The sequence below is a fragment of the Lacinutrix algicola genome (genome assembly GCF_001418085.1).
In the GTDB taxonomy this organism is placed as follows: domain Bacteria; phylum Bacteroidota; class Bacteroidia; order Flavobacteriales; family Flavobacteriaceae; genus Lacinutrix; species Lacinutrix algicola.
Genome location: NZ_LIQH01000038.1, coordinates 106,332 through 121,174 on the forward strand (window position 1 = coordinate 106,332; position 14,843 = coordinate 121,174).

A 14,843-nucleotide genomic window follows, 5' to 3' on the forward strand; every position below is an offset into this window, starting at 1 on the left:
TTTGTGAAATTAAAAAGTCGTTGTATATTTGCGCTCAGTTTTAGGGGTCACCCAAAACAATTAGATAGATTTTACAATTCAGATTTAAAAAATAAGAAAATGCCAAAAAGAACGTTTCAGCCATCGAAAAGAAAAAGAAGAAATAAACATGGTTTTAGAGAGAGAATGGCTTCTGCTAATGGTAGAAAGGTATTAGCTCGTAGAAGAGCAAAAGGAAGAAAGAAAATATCTGTTTCATCTGAAACTAGACATAAAAAATAATGATTAACAATTGTTAATATATTAAAGGCGTTACTTAGGTGTAACGCCTTTTTTTGTATCCTAGATTTACTATTTTTGCATCACATAATAAAAAACTAAAATGCCAAAGAACTCTAAATTAAAATCGATACTTATTATTGGCTCAGGACCAATTGTAATTGGGCAAGCCTGTGAATTTGACTACTCTGGAACTCAAGCTTTACGCTCACTAAGAGAAGATGGAATAGAAACTATTTTAATAAACTCTAATCCAGCAACTATAATGACGGATCCTTCAATGGCGGATCATGTTTATTTGTTGCCTTTAACTACAAAGTCGATAGTTAAAATATTAAAAGAACATCCTCATATTGATGCTGTTTTACCAACAATGGGAGGACAAACTGCTTTAAATTTATGTATTGAAGCAGATGAGAAAGGAATCTGGAAAGATTTCGATGTAGAAATTATAGGTGTTAATATTGACGCTATTAATATTACAGAAGATAGAGAGAAGTTTAGGGAGTTAATGCTTGACATAGATATTCCTATGGCACCACAAGCTACTGCTACTTCTTATTTAAAAGGAAAAGAAATTGCTCAAGAATTTGGCTTTCCTTTAATAATTAGAGCCTCTTTTACTTTAGGTGGAGCAGGAGCTTCATTTGTACATAAAGAAGAAGATTTTGACGAGTTATTAACACGTGGATTAGAAATTTCTCCTATCCATGAGGTTATGATTGATAAAGCCTTAATAGGTTGGAAAGAATATGAATTAGAGTTACTTAGAGACTCTAATGATAACGTTGTTATTATTTGTGCTATTGAAAATATGGATCCTATTGGTATTCATACTGGAGATTCTATAACAGTTGCTCCAGCAATGACATTAAGTGATAAAACGTATCAAAAAATGCGTGATATGGCTATCCATATGATGCGTAATATTGGTGATTTTGCAGGTGGTTGTAATGTGCAATTTGCTGTAAGTCCTGATGAAAAGGAAGATATTATTGCTATCGAAATTAATCCTCGTGTGTCTAGATCTTCTGCATTGGCTAGTAAAGCAACAGGTTATCCTATTGCTAAAATTGCAGCAAAATTAGCTTTAGGTTACCACTTAGACGAGTTACAAAACCAAATTACAAAATCTACTTCCGCTTTATTTGAGCCTACTTTAGATTATGTAATTGTTAAAATTCCACGTTGGAACTTTGATAAATTTGAAGGAAGTGATAGAACTTTAGGTCTTCAAATGAAATCTGTTGGAGAAGTTATGGGAATTGGTAGAAGTTTCCAAGAAGCACTTCATAAAGCGACGCAATCTTTAGAGATTAAGCGTAACGGATTAGGAGCAGATGGTAAAGGTTATAAAAATTACGATCAAATTATAGAGAAATTAACCAATGCAAGTTGGGATCGTGTATTTGCTATTTACGATGCGATACAAATGGGAATACCATTAAGTCGTATTCATGAAATTACAAAAATAGACATGTGGTTTCTTAAGCAATATGAAGAATTATATTTCATAGAAAAAGAAATTTCAACGTTTACAATAGATACTATCCAAAAAGATTTATTGCTTGAAGCAAAGCAAAAAGGATATGGAGATAGACAAATAGCACACATGTTAAGCTGTTTGGAAAGTGAAGTTTATAATAAAAGAGAAGAACTAGGTGTAAACAGAGTTTATAAATTAGTAGACACTTGTGCTGCTGAGTTTGAAGCAAAAACACCTTATTATTATTCTACTTTCGAGAGTGATGTTGAAACTGCAGATGGTAAACGTTTTGCAGATAATGAAAGTATTGTTTCCGATAAGAAAAAAGTAATTGTTTTAGGTTCTGGACCAAATAGAATTGGACAAGGTATCGAGTTCGATTACTGTTGTGTACATGGTGTTTTAGCTGCTGCTGAATGTGGTTACGAAACTATAATGATTAACTGTAATCCAGAAACTGTTTCTACAGATTTTGATACAGCAGATAAATTATATTTCGAGCCTGTATTCTGGGAACATATTTACGACATTATTAAACATGAAAAACCGGTTGGTGTTATTGTACAACTTGGTGGGCAAACGGCATTAAAATTAGCAGAGAAATTAGAACGTTACGGTATTAAAATACTTGGTACTAGTTTTAAAGCTTTAGATTTAGCTGAAGATAGAGGGTTGTTTTCTAATATGTTAAAAGAAAATAATATTCCTTATCCAGAGTTTGATATTGCAACAACCGCTGATGAAGCATCAGCAATTGCAGATGTTTTAGACTTTCCAATTCTAGTAAGACCTTCTTATGTACTTGGTGGGCAAGGCATGAAAATTGTAATTAACAAGCAAGAATTAGAAGAGCATGTTGTTAGTTTATTAGCACGTATGCCTGGAAATCAGTTGTTATTAGATCATTATTTAGATGGTGCAATAGAAGCAGAGGCAGATGCTATTTGCGATGGTGAAAATGTTTACATTATTGGTATAATGGAACATATTGAACCTTGTGGTATTCACTCTGGTGATAGTAACTCTTTACTTCCTCCTTTTAACCTTGGACCTTTAGTAATGCAACAAATTATCGACCATACTAATAAAATTGCTTTAGCACTTAATACAGTAGGTTTAATAAATATTCAATTTGCAGTAAAAGACGATATGGTTTACATTATTGAAGCCAATCCAAGAGCATCTAGAACAGTGCCATTTATAGCAAAAGCATATGGAGAGCCTTATGTAAACTACGCTACTAAAGTAATGTTAGGAGAGAAGAAAGTAACCGATTTTAATTTCAATCCGCAGTTAAAAGGATACGCAATTAAGCAACCTGTTTTTTCTTTTAATAAGTTCCATAATGTAAATAAAAAACTAGGTCCAGAAATGAAAAGTACTGGAGAAAGTATCTTATTTATCGATGACTTAAAAGACGATGAATTTTACAATTTATACTCACGTAGAAAAATGTATTTAAGTAAATAATAAACATATTTATTATGTTATAAAAAGTGTGAATTATTTGATAATTCACACTTTTTTTTTGTTAATTATTTAATAGTAAATGATTTAAGGTGTTTGTTTTTTTGTATTTTTAATAAAATCATTGAATTATGATAAAAAAATTACTTTTCACACTATTAACATTTACAGCACTAAATACATACGGACAAACCGAAACAGTCACTATAGATTGGTCTTTTGGGTCCAATTCTGATGTAATGCCCGCAACTGCAGCAAATAATACAGATAGAACCATTGAGGTTGGAGATACTGTAGTTTGGAATTATTATGCCACAGGAACGCATACCGTAACTAGCGAAGCAGGTAGTGCAGAGTCTTGGGATAGTGGTCTTATAGCATCTGGTTCTGGAGTTACTTACAGTAAAACATTTACTACTGTTGGAGCAAATGCTTATGTGTGTACACCTCACAATGGTAATATGTACGGAACAATAACGGTAGTAGCAGATGGAACATTAAGTTCTCCTCAATTTGATGCACCAACAAAGTTTTCTATTTTTCCTAATCCAAGTACTAATGTTATGAATATTAACATTCCTATGCTAACAGACGAAGGTTTAAAATTGGAGGTATTTAATGTTTTAGGCAAGAAAGTATATGTACAACAGCTAAGTAAGTTATCGTCGAGCGTCAATATAGCAAAGTGGAATAGTGGATTATACTTGGTAAGACTAACATCGCCAGATCAAGAGATTACTTTAACTAAACGATTTGTAAAGCTTTAGCAGTATAATTTGAATAACAAAAAAAGCCTTCAATTATATTTTGAAGGCTTTTTTGTTTACTAGAAGTTGTCAGGAAGTTCAATTCTAACATTAAAATCTTTTAATTGATCTAAATAATCATGATGAGAAAAATCTTGGTGATTAAATTCTGCTTGTCTTGTCTTTTTAGTTTCAATACGTTTAAGTGCTTTTAAATAGCGCTTTACTTCGTTTTTGTCATTTAATATTAAGCCAGGAACTTCAATAGACTTTCCATTGTCGTCTTTTGCAACCATTGTAAAATACGAAGAATTGCAATGCTTTTTATTTCCAGATTGTATGTTTTCAGACTCCACACGAATACCAACCACCATAGAAGTTTTACCAACGTAGTTTACAGAAGCTTTTAAGGTTATTAGCTCTCCAACTTCTATAGGATTTAAAAAATCTACAGTATCTACAGAAGCAGTAACACAATAGGCTTTAGAATGTTTACTAGCACATGCAAAAGCAATATTATCCATAAGACTTAATATATAACCTCCATGAATTTTACCACTAAAATTAGAATGAGAGGGCTTCATTAATTCTGAAAGACTTATCCTTGAACTGTCTACTTTTTTAAAATTAGGCATAATCTATTATTGGTTATTAGAATTGTTTAACTCTACTTTGGTAATAAAATATTTAGTGTCTCCAAGCCAAAATAACGTTTTGTAGCGTTCAAAATAAGTTAATTTTACCATACGACCTTGGTATTTATTTAGGTCTTCAACAACTTTTGTTTCTCCACTTTCTACCGAAAATTCAAAAATTTGAGCTTCGCTAACACCTTGGCTAATTTCTCCTTCCCAAGTTTTAAACATAAAACCTTTGTTAGTAAACTTAACTAATTCACCAGCGCGAACACCTTCACTATAGGATACGTAGTATATAAATGCAAAATAACCTGCAGCTATAATTAAAAGAACTATAAAGGTTTTAAATAAAAATTTCATCATAATATTAATTTGTTAATCGTCTATTTGAGCGCGTTTTATAATAGTTTCTGGTAAAGATTTTTTAGCCTTTGCACCAAGTTTTTTAATTTTTTCTACACTAGTTACAAGGTTTCCTTTCCCTTCAACTAGCTTATTCATTGCAGCAGAATAGTCTTTTTTTGCATCGTCAATTTTCTTTCCAACACCGGTTAAATCAGTAACAAGGCCATGAAATTTATCGTATAAGGCACCTGCTTGACGTGCAATTTCGATAGCATTTTGTTGTTGTTTTTCGTTATTCCACATACTATCTACAGTACGTAAAGTCGCCAAAAGCGTAGATGGTGTAACAATAACAATGTTTTTTTCGAAAGCTTTATTGTATAGTGAGTTGTCTGCATTTATAGCTACTGCAAAGGCAGGCTCAATGGGTACAAACAATAATACAAAGTCTGGACTTTCTATGTCGTATAAATCTTCGTATTTCTTTTCCGAAAGCTGATCTACGTGTCTTCTTATAGAATTAATATGTGCTTTTAAATAAGTGTCTCTATCTTCATCTTCGGCATTAACATAACGCTCGTAATCTGTTAACGAAACTTTACTATCAATAATCATTTTCTTGTTATCTGGCAGGTGTAGTACAATATCTGGTAATACTCTTGAGCCATCTTCCCTCGTAAAATGTTGTTGTACAAAATACTCTCTATCTTTTTCTAAACCAGATTTTTCAAGCACACGCTCTAGAACAAGCTCTCCCCAATTACCTTGCATTTTACTATCGCCTTTTAAAGCTCTAGTTAGGTTTGTAGCCTCTTTAGTCATTTGTTGGTTTAAATCTTTTAAGCCTAACAATTGTTCTTTTAAAGCGGAATGCATACTTATACTTTCCTTTTGGGTATCGTCTACTTTTTTCTCGAAAGTTAGAATCTTTTCTTGTAACGGATTTAAAATGTTTTTAATGTTTTCTTTATTCTGAAGTGTGAATTTCTCACTCTTTTCATCTAAAATTTTAGTGGCTAACAATTCAAAATCCTTGCGTAATTGTTCTTGTCTTAACTCAACTTCTTCATCACGTTTTAAATTCAGTTTCTTAAGATTTTCGAGATCAGCATTTTTTCTAGCTAGCTCTTCATTTAAAAAATCTTTTTCACGACGAATACCTTCACGTTCAGTTTCAACTTTAGAAATGGTGGTTTTAAATTCGTCTTGTTTAGAATTTAAGACTGTATTTTGTTTTTCAGCTTCCGTATTATGAAACTGTTTAAACTCGTTAAATTGCTGTTGTAAATTGTTATTTCGCTCTTCTAAGGTGCTTTTTTCGCTTTTACTTTTTAGTTTAGTAAATACCATTCCTAAATATGCTCCAGCTATGGCAGCAATAAAAATGGCAAGAATAAGGATTATGTTGTCGTTCATTTAAAACAGTAGAAAATTTAATCAAAGATAGTTAATTTGTCTTTGAGAGTTTTGCTGTATATCTCGTTCTAATTTAAATATGAGAAGACTATAGAGTGCTGTGTTTTTCTGAATTATATATTTCTATTTCTTTACTCGAAAACTACCACTAACTTCATCAAAAACAATTAAATCGCTTGGAAATAAATTATTAAAAGCACCTTGTTTTATAAGGTTTGCAGGTGAGTTTGAAACCACTTCGGTTTTAGTCATAACTATCATTGTATCGCATAGTTGGATTGCTAAATCTATTTCATGAGAAGAAAATAATATAGTCTTACCAGTTTCTTTAGCTAATTTTTGAAGCAGTTTAAGAATGTATGCTTTGTGATACATATCTAAATGGGAGGTCGGTTCATCTAGAATAATTAAGTCTGTATCTTGTGCTAATGCACGCGCGATCATTACTTTTTGCAGTTGCCCATCACTAAGTTCAAAACATTTTTTATGTTTTAAATCTTCAATATTAGTTTGTGTAATGGCTTTGTTTATTATTGAGATATCCGTTTCAGATAAACTACCTACCCAATTGGTATATGGTTGTCTGCCAAGCGCAACAAGCTCGAAAACCGATAAGTTTTTAGAGGCTATTTGTTCGGTTAAAACTAAACTCATAGCTTGTGCTAACTCTAAATTATCGTATTGCTCTAAAGGTTTATTATTTAAATAAAGAGATCCTGCTAATTTGGGTTGTACTTGTGTTACCGTTCGTAATAATGTAGATTTTCCAATACCATTAGCACCAACTAATCCTATTAATTGTCCTTCTTTTAATTCTAAATTAATATTAGAAGCAATAATAGTTTCAGCCTTTTTAGACGTATAACCAATGGAAAGGCTTTTTGTTTCTAGGATTGTATGTTCGATATTGTTTTCCATTTAAAATATCATTTTACGTTTTCTAACCAATAACCAAATTACAATAGGAGCGCCAATTAAAGAGGTTATTGCATTAATAGGTAAGGTGTAATCGCTTGTTGGTAATTGTGCAATACTATCGCAAATAAGCATAACAATAGCACCAATTAAAAAGACGGCTGGTAATAATATTTTATGATTTGAGGTATTAATAACCTGTCTTGTTATATGTGGTATTGCTAAACCGATAAAAGCAATTGGCCCAGCAAAGGCTGTTATTGTTCCGGCAAGTAAACTAGTTGCAATTATGATAATTAAACGACTTTGTTTAATATTTAAACCAAGACTTTTAGCGTAGTTTTCTCCAAGTAATAACGTGTTTAATCCTTTAATTGAAACGATACTCATAAGGATTCCTAAACTATAAATAATAAAGAAGATTCCAAGTTCGCTCCAAGATAAATTGCCTAAACTTCCAAATCCCCAAAAAATATATTGCTGTAATTGTTCGGCAGAAGAAAAATAGGAGAGTACACTTACTATTGCAGCAGTGATGCTACCAAACATAAGTCCAATAATTAATATTGCCATAGTATCTCGTACTCTTGAAGACACAATTAAAACAGCAAGAAGCACTAAAAAACTACCTAAACTTGCCGCAATAACAATGCTCCATTTTGAGATTAATAATGTTGAAAAAATACCTCCAAAAATTCCTGATCCTAAAATTACTAAAGCAACACCTAAACTAGCTCCGGAACTTATACCAAGAACAAAAGGACCTGCTAATGGATTTCTAAATAAAGTTTGCATTAATAATCCTGAAATTCCCAAACCAGAACCAACTAAAATTGCTGTAAAAGCTTTTGGTAATCTGTAATTTTGAATAATATAATTATCTGTTGTGCCAATTAAACTTTCGAAAATGGTTTTAAACGGAATAGAAACAGAGCCTAAACTAATATTAGCAAAGAAACACAGTATTAAAACCAATGTTAATACTATAAAAGGTGCTTTATATGTGTTGGTATCTTGCAATTATTTTAAAGGTTTAAAAAAGTAAGGTGTGTAATCTTGTAATAATTGTGGGTGACAAATTTTAATAATGTCTTTTAAAACTAAATCTGGTCGTGCAGTTCCTAATTCGTAATATAAAACGCCACCAGTTTCTCCTGTAGTATCTGCAAAAGAGTATATTTTTTTGTTTTTAAAAGCATCAAATTTTGTGTAATGCTCGTTTCCTTTTTCTAATGCTTCAAAGCTTGAATAGTATGATGGACTTAACCATAAATCTGCAGTTTTAGCTTTATCGAAAACAGTTTCAAAATTTAAAGCTAAACTACCAGTTCCAGTAGTTTCACTCCATAAATAATTAACGTTAGCATCTTTTAATATCTGTGCTTCTGTACTTGTTCCATTAGGTAAATACCAAGTGTCTTTGTGCATAGCACCACTTAAAATTGTTGGTTGATTTGTAACTTTAGCTGCAATTTTCTTGGCTTCTGAGTAATCTTTTTCAATTTTATTAAAAATAGAATCGGCTGCTTTTTGTTTATCATAAAGTACTCCAAAAAACTTAATCCATTCCGCTTTAGCTAAAGCAGATTTTTCAACCCAATCACCATTATAAATTACAGGAATACCCGATTTTTGGATATTATTAAAGGTTTTATTGTTTCCATCTATACCATAACCAATAACAACATTAGGATTTAGATCTAGTAAAACTTCGGTATTTATACCTTCGTTTTTACCAAGCTCTCTTACTTCTTTACTATCAATTCTAGCTCTAGTTTTTTCAGAAGATACATAATCTGTACCTGGAAAACCAACTAAGGTTTTTTCAACATTTAAAAGTTCTAATGCAGGAATATGTGTTGTAGAAGTTACTACAATTTTTTCGACTGGTGTAATAATTATACCATCGTAACTGTCTTTGCTAAAAGTCGTTTTTGCAGCACTTTCTTTAGAGATAAGAGCATATCTATAACTTTTTTCTGCTTTTGGCCATGGATTAGTAATTTCTAAAACATTAAAACCATCATAATTAATTATTTTAAAGCCTTCAGCATAGTTGTTTTTTGTTTCATTTCCCTCTTCTATATTATGTTTTAGATTGTAATCATCTGGAGTTAAATTATGTTTTTCATTTTTACAATTTTGAAAAAATAGAAATGAAAATAAAAGCAATAATAAAGATTTGTTCTGTAACATATGTAACATTTAAATAGGTGGGATTTCTTTAAATTTATATAAAATTATAGTCATGAAAGACAGTTCAAATTTAACAATATATATACTAGGAGGCATTATTTTGCTACATTTTTTAGTTGGCTTCATTTATCTATTCTATAAACTAACCAAGAAAAAGTAAGTTTAATTAGTCTGCATTTAAAAAAGAATTTACTTTTGCACAGAATTTTGGTTTGACTTTACACTAAAGTAAAGTTAATTAAAAGGGAATCAAGTTAAAACCTTGAACTGTTCCCGCAACTGTAATCTTTGTTCACGTTTGTGAATGCTTGTTATCACCCTTCAAGTCACTGGAAAAAATTTCTGGGAAGACAGATAACAAGACGAGAGTCAGGAGACCTGCCATTTTTTAGCATCTAAAACGACTTTCGGGAGAAAAGTCTTCAAGATTTATGTATCGACTAGTTTCAATATTGTTGTTTTTAAGCCATTGTGCAGTTTTTGCACAGGATGCTCCTGTTACGGAATTAAGTGAAGTAAATTTAAAATATATTAAATTAAAAGATTCTGTTTATACGACTACGCAAACAATTTTAAGTGATAGTATTTTAAAACGTAACCAATCTTCTCTTACCAGTCTTTTAAATTTTAATTCTACAATTTATTTAAAGGAAAATGGTTTAGGTATGGTATCGTCTCCTAGTTTTAGAGGTACTACTGCACAGCAAACAGCTGTATTATGGAATGGTATAAATATAAATTCTCAAACTACAGGTCAGACAGATTTTAATACAATTAATACAAGAGGTTTTGATCAAGTTATTGTTAAATCTGGAGGAGGTAGTGTAGTAGATGGTAGTAATGCCATTGGTGGAAGTATTTATTTAGGAAATAATTTAACTTACAATGAAGGTTTTATAAACGATGTATTTTTAAAATATGGTAGTTTTAATACTTATGGTCTAGATTATAAAACGAGCTATTCAACTAAAACAAAAAGTTTTTCTTTGGGATTTTCTAAAGCAGGATCGGATAATGATTATGAATATCCTGGAACAGAGAGAGTAAATTTAAATGGGCAATTTAATAATACAAACATTAGTGCTACTTTTGGTTTTAAGCTAAATAACGAAAACACCATTAATATATATTCTAATATTTACGATGGTAAACGAAACTTTTCATTGCCAACACCAAATGCCTTAAAAACTAAATATTACGATTTTAATACGCGTAGTATGTTAGAATGGGAGCTAAAATCAGATAAGATAGTCTCCAAGACCAAAGTCGCTTATTTAACAGAGAACTACGAATATTATCCAAACATTAATAGAGATTTTAATACTTATGGAAAAGTAGGAAGTCTGTTTGTAAAATATAATTTAGACTACACCTTAGGACGTATGCTTTTAAGTGGTGGTTTTAATTATAATCAAAATAATGGAGAAGGATCAGACATACAACATAAAATTAGACATTTAGGATCTATTGTTTTAGGTGTAAAACAAAAAGTGAATAAATGGTTTTTATATGAGGCTAGTGTAAGACAAGAATTAAATAATATTTACGAAAGTCCTTTTCTCTATTCGGCAGGTTTACAAGCAGAAATTGCTAGTTTTTATAGTTTGAAGTTAAATACTTCTAAAAATTTTAGAATACCTACCTATAACGATTTGTATTGGGAAGGTTTGGGTAATCCAGATTTAAAACCAGAACTATCCTATCAAGGTGAGATTAGTAATGTGCTTTATCTCCCAAATACGTCTTTAACCTTAACAGGTTATTACAATACGGTTGAAAATTTATTATTATGGACGCCAGATGTTAACGGTATTTGGAGACCAAGTAATGCAGAAAATGTAAATATCTATGGATTTGAAGCTCTTTTTAAAGCACACAAAAAAATAGGAAGACATAAATTAGATGTGTCTGCAACTTACGCTTATACGGTATCAAAAAACGAAGAAACAGACAAACAACTTATTTATGTACCATATCATAAACTAACGACTTCTTTAAGTTATGGCTACAAAAAACTTTCTGCTTATTATCAATTTATTAATAATGGAGAAGTGTTTACAACAACAGATAATGCTCCGGAACATATAGTTAATAGCTATATGTTAGCAAATTTTGGAGCAGAATATAACTTAGGAAAAGGAACAAACAAATATACTATAGGAGCACAGGTTTTAAACTTATGGAACGAAACATATGAAAGTGTTTTAAACAGACCTGCGCCAGGTAGAAATTATAGTGTTTACTTAAATTTTAATATTTAGAAATTATGAATAAAGGCTTAAAATTATTAACCATATGTATTTCAATTTTGTTTTTACAACATTGTACAAGTGAAGACAGAGAAATTATTGTAGATAATCAACCTTTATCGGGTGATTATGCTAATGGAATATTTGTTTTAAATGAAGGAGGCTACACTAACTCCAATGCATCAGTATCTTTTATTGACGCTTCAGGTCAAGTATATAATAACGTCTTTTTTGCTATTAATGGAAGAGGATTAGGAGATGTTGCGCAAAGCATGGGTTTTAATGGCGATTTCGCATATCTATTAGTCAATAATTCAAACACAATAGAGGTTGTAAATAAGTATACTTTTGAGTCGGTTATTACAATCGAAAATAATATTTTAAATCCAAGATATATAACTTTTGTTGGAGATAAAGGTTACATAACTAATTGGGGAGATCCGGCAGATCCAACCGATGATTACGTAGCGGTATTAAATGTCGAAACAAATACTATTATTAACACTATTCCAGTTGCAGAAGGACCAGAGGCGATAGTTAATAATAACGGTACTATATACGTTGCTCACCAAGGAGCTTATGGATATGGTAACTCTATTTCTGTAATAGATACAACATCTGAAACTGTAACTAAAACTATTGAAGTGGCAGACGTGCCAGGAAATATGATAATAGATAATAATAGTCTATATATTATTTGCTCTGGTAAAGCAAGTTGGACAGGAGATGAAACTTCTGCTGGAATTTATAAAATAAACATGGTTACAAATTTAGTGGAAGATGAAATTACTTTTGCAACAGGTGTGCATCCGGGTTTCTTAAAGAAAGCAAATAATTCAATTTTATATACTTTAAATGGAGCAATTTATAATATAGCGTTTAACGATTTCACTTTGCCAGCAACAGCATTGTTTAATACAAGTACTCAAAATTTAGAAGTACTATATGGCTTTAATATCATAAATAATAAAATTTATATCGCCGATGCTAAAGATTATGTCTCTAACGGAGAAGTGTTAATCTACAATATGCAAGGAGAGTTTCAAGAAGGAATGGATGTAAAAATAATTCCAAATGGATTTTATAACAATAATTAAATAGAATAATAAACAAATTAAAATTTAAATAAATGAAAAAAAACTATCTATTCGTAATAACAACTATTTTCAGCTTTATAGCTTTTTCTGGCTTTGCACAGAGTTTTGGTAATGGTGTTTTTATTTTAAATGAAGGTAATTTTGGTACCGATACAGCATCTGTTTCCTTTTTAAACGATTTAGGAGCATTAGAAAACAATATTTTTACATCAGAAAATACAGGTCAAAATTTAGGACAAGTTGGTCAAGGTATGGGTTTTAATGGAAACAATACTTATATTGTTTCAAACGGAAGTAGTGAAATAAACGTTGTTAATCATTATACATTTGCTCATATTGCCACAGTAACAGCAGGTCTTAATAATCCAAGACATATTGTATTTAATAATGGTTTTGGTTATATAACCAATTGGGGAGACCCGGGAGTTACTACAGATGATTATGTAGCGGTAATGGATTTATCAACAAATACCATTGTAAGTACTATTTCTGTAGTTGAAGGACCAGAAAGAATTGTAAAAAAGAATAACCAACTTTTTGTAGCGCATCAAGGTGGCTATGGTTTTGGTAATTCTATTTCTGTGATAAATTTAGCAGATAATACAGTGTCTCAAATAACGGTTGGAGATGTACCTAATTCTATTGTAGCAGACGACGATTACTTATATGTACTTTGTGGTGGAAAACCAAATTGGACAGGAGAGGAAACTTTAGGTCAATTATATAGAATAGATTTAACAGATTTTTCTGTAATGACTATTTCTGATTTTGCAACCGGAGAACATCCAAATTTTTTACAAGTAGATAATGGAAATGCATTTTATGTATTAAATAATAATATTTATAATTTCGATTTTTCTGGAAACTTACCAACTGCAGCTTTTGTTGATACTTCTGCTCAAAATGTTGCTTTAGCTTACGGTTTATCTATAATAGATGATACGCTTTACTTAGCTGATGCTATAGATTACGTAAGTAATGGTAAAATAAGAACATATACTACATTAGGTGCCTACCAGAATGAATTTACGGTTGGTATTTTACCAAATGGAGTTTATAAGTTGCCATTAGGTATTTATGCTCCTCCAGCAGGACAAGTTGGTACAACAGCGATGGCGCAGGATAGTTCGTTATTTTTAGAGTGGGCAACAGGAGCCACTATAACAAGAGGGCTAGTTGATATTTCTAACCCTTCTAGTGGTACTTATGCTAGTGTTGGTTCATCTAGTTCGCCTATTGGTATTGCTAACTCTGATGTTGTAAGTTTAGGAGATGGAGGCCAAGCAGTTTTAACATTTGATACACCAATTAAAGATGGAGCAGGATTTGATTTTGCTGTTTTTGAAAATGCTTTTAGCGATACTTTTTTAGAATTGGCTTTTGTTGAAGTAAGTTCAGATGGTGTTAATTATTTTAGATTCCCATCACATAGTCAAACTCAAACAGATACGCAAGTAGGTGGTTTTGGTAGTGTAGATGCTACATATATTAATAACCTTGCAGGAAAATACCGTTCAGGATTTGGAACACCTTTCGATATAAATGATATTGCAGATGCTCCGTTATTAGATAAAAATAGTATTACACATATAAAAATTATTGATGTTGTAGGAACTATAGATCCAACATACGCAACCTATGATGCTTATGGAAATATAATTAATGAGCTATATGCAACACCTTTTGCTTCTAGTGGTTTCGATTTAAATGCTATTGGAGTTATTAATAAAAACACACTAAATGTGGCTTCTTTTACAAAAGAATTAAAAATAGCATTATACCCTAATCCGGTTACATCTCAATTTTATATTTCTGAAGCAGGTTTAGTTTCTATTTATTCTACAGAAGGACGCTTAGTTTTAAACAAAAATATAGAGTCTACTAATACTCCTATTAATATCGACAGTTTAACGTCTGGAATATATATGGTTAATATTACCTCTAAAAATGGTAGTGCTACACTTAAGATAGTTAAAAAATAAACTTAAGTTTTAAAAAGAATAAAAGCCTCTAAATTATTTAGAGGCTTT

12 protein-coding genes and 1 riboswitch are annotated in these 14,843 nt (G+C 31.1%); of the genes, 6 read left to right on the plus strand and 6 right to left on the minus strand.

What is annotated here, in order from left to right:
* Positions 1-99 precede the first annotated feature (99 nt).
* From rpmH to ASC41_RS10320, 3 genes are all read left to right on the plus strand, one after another.
* Positions 100-261: a 50S ribosomal protein L34 gene (gene rpmH / locus ASC41_RS10310; RefSeq protein ID WP_028281753.1), complete on the plus strand. Its 162-nt coding sequence runs from the start codon at positions 100-102 to the stop codon at positions 259-261.
* Positions 262-361: 100 nt separating this feature from the next.
* The gene (gene carB / locus ASC41_RS10315) at positions 362-3,214 is read left to right on the plus strand and encodes a carbamoyl-phosphate synthase large subunit (RefSeq protein ID WP_055436568.1); all 2,853 of its coding nucleotides are present in this window, start codon (positions 362-364) and stop codon (positions 3,212-3,214) included.
* 128 nt (positions 3,215-3,342) lie between these two features.
* A complete protein-coding gene (locus ASC41_RS10320) occupies positions 3,343-3,978 on the plus strand; it encodes a T9SS type A sorting domain-containing protein (protein WP_055436569.1) in 636 nt (211 codons plus the stop codon).
* Between the two features lie 59 nt (positions 3,979-4,037).
* Here ASC41_RS10320 and ASC41_RS10325 read toward each other — a convergent pair whose 3' ends face one another.
* The 6 genes from ASC41_RS10325 to ASC41_RS10350 form a co-directional block, all read right to left on the minus strand.
* Positions 4,038-4,592, minus strand: coding sequence for an acyl-CoA thioesterase (locus ASC41_RS10325; RefSeq protein WP_055436570.1), 555 nt, complete (start codon positions 4,590-4,592; stop codon positions 4,038-4,040).
* A gap of 6 nt (positions 4,593-4,598) precedes the next feature.
* Positions 4,599-4,958 carry a hypothetical protein gene (locus ASC41_RS10330; protein WP_055436571.1) on the minus strand — a complete coding sequence of 120 codons (360 nt, stop codon included), beginning with the start codon at positions 4,956-4,958 and terminating at the stop codon, positions 4,599-4,601.
* Positions 4,959-4,970: 12 nt separating this feature from the next.
* Positions 4,971-6,356, minus strand: coding sequence for a DNA recombination protein RmuC (locus ASC41_RS10335; protein ID WP_055436572.1), 1,386 nt, complete (start codon positions 6,354-6,356; stop codon positions 4,971-4,973).
* 123 nt (positions 6,357-6,479) lie between these two features.
* Positions 6,480-7,274, minus strand: coding sequence for an ABC transporter ATP-binding protein (locus ASC41_RS10340; RefSeq protein WP_055436573.1), 795 nt, complete (start codon positions 7,272-7,274; stop codon positions 6,480-6,482).
* Positions 7,275-8,291 carry a FecCD family ABC transporter permease gene (locus ASC41_RS10345; RefSeq protein ID WP_055436574.1) on the minus strand — a complete coding sequence of 339 codons (1,017 nt, stop codon included), beginning with the start codon at positions 8,289-8,291 and terminating at the stop codon, positions 7,275-7,277.
* Positions 8,292-9,467 (minus strand): ABC transporter substrate-binding protein, encoded by a 1,176-nt coding sequence (locus tag ASC41_RS10350; protein WP_055436690.1) that lies wholly within the window; start codon positions 9,465-9,467, stop codon positions 8,292-8,294.
* Positions 9,468-9,658: 191 nt separating this feature from the next.
* Positions 9,659-9,867, plus strand: a riboswitch (cobalamin riboswitch).
* 31 nt (positions 9,868-9,898) lie between these two features.
* Here ASC41_RS10350 and ASC41_RS10355 point away from each other — a divergent pair.
* Genes ASC41_RS10355 through ASC41_RS17155 form a run of 3 tightly spaced genes read left to right on the plus strand, consistent with a single transcriptional unit; the run spans position 9,899 to position 14,795 of the window.
* Positions 9,899-11,728, plus strand: a complete 1,830-nt coding sequence (locus tag ASC41_RS10355) for a TonB-dependent receptor plug domain-containing protein (RefSeq protein WP_055436575.1) — start codon at positions 9,899-9,901, stop codon at positions 11,726-11,728.
* A gap of 5 nt (positions 11,729-11,733) precedes the next feature.
* On the plus strand, positions 11,734-12,813 hold the full coding sequence (locus ASC41_RS10360; RefSeq protein WP_055436576.1) for a YncE family protein: 1,080 nt from the start codon (positions 11,734-11,736) through the stop codon (positions 12,811-12,813).
* Positions 12,814-12,845: 32 nt separating this feature from the next.
* The gene (locus tag ASC41_RS17155) at positions 12,846-14,795 is read left to right on the plus strand and encodes a DUF5074 domain-containing protein (protein ID WP_241489653.1); all 1,950 of its coding nucleotides are present in this window, start codon (positions 12,846-12,848) and stop codon (positions 14,793-14,795) included.
* Positions 14,796-14,843 lie beyond the last annotated feature (48 nt).

What these genes read in the sequence shown, in the direction of transcription:
- ASC41_RS10350 (WP_055436690.1), bottom strand. Translation starts at nt 9,467, where the DNA reads ATGTTACAGAACAAATCTTTATTATTGCTTTTATTTTCATTTCTATTT.
- ASC41_RS10325 (WP_055436570.1), bottom strand. Translation starts at nt 4,592, where the DNA reads ATGCCTAATTTTAAAAAAGTAGACAGTTCAAGGATAAGTCTTTCAGAA.
- rpmH (WP_028281753.1), top strand. Translation starts at nt 100, where the DNA reads ATGCCAAAAAGAACGTTTCAGCCATCGAAAAGAAAAAGAAGAAATAAA.
- ASC41_RS10360 (WP_055436576.1), top strand. Translation starts at nt 11,734, where the DNA reads ATGAATAAAGGCTTAAAATTATTAACCATATGTATTTCAATTTTGTTT.
- ASC41_RS17155 (WP_241489653.1), top strand. Translation starts at nt 12,846, where the DNA reads ATGAAAAAAAACTATCTATTCGTAATAACAACTATTTTCAGCTTTATA.
- ASC41_RS10340 (WP_055436573.1), bottom strand. Translation starts at nt 7,274, where the DNA reads ATGGAAAACAATATCGAACATACAATCCTAGAAACAAAAAGCCTTTCC.
- ASC41_RS10335 (WP_055436572.1), bottom strand. Translation starts at nt 6,356, where the DNA reads ATGAACGACAACATAATCCTTATTCTTGCCATTTTTATTGCTGCCATA.
- ASC41_RS10330 (WP_055436571.1), bottom strand. Translation starts at nt 4,958, where the DNA reads ATGATGAAATTTTTATTTAAAACCTTTATAGTTCTTTTAATTATAGCT.
- ASC41_RS10320 (WP_055436569.1), top strand. Translation starts at nt 3,343, where the DNA reads ATGATAAAAAAATTACTTTTCACACTATTAACATTTACAGCACTAAAT.
- carB (WP_055436568.1), top strand. Translation starts at nt 362, where the DNA reads ATGCCAAAGAACTCTAAATTAAAATCGATACTTATTATTGGCTCAGGA.
- ASC41_RS10355 (WP_055436575.1), top strand. Translation starts at nt 9,899, where the DNA reads ATGTATCGACTAGTTTCAATATTGTTGTTTTTAAGCCATTGTGCAGTT.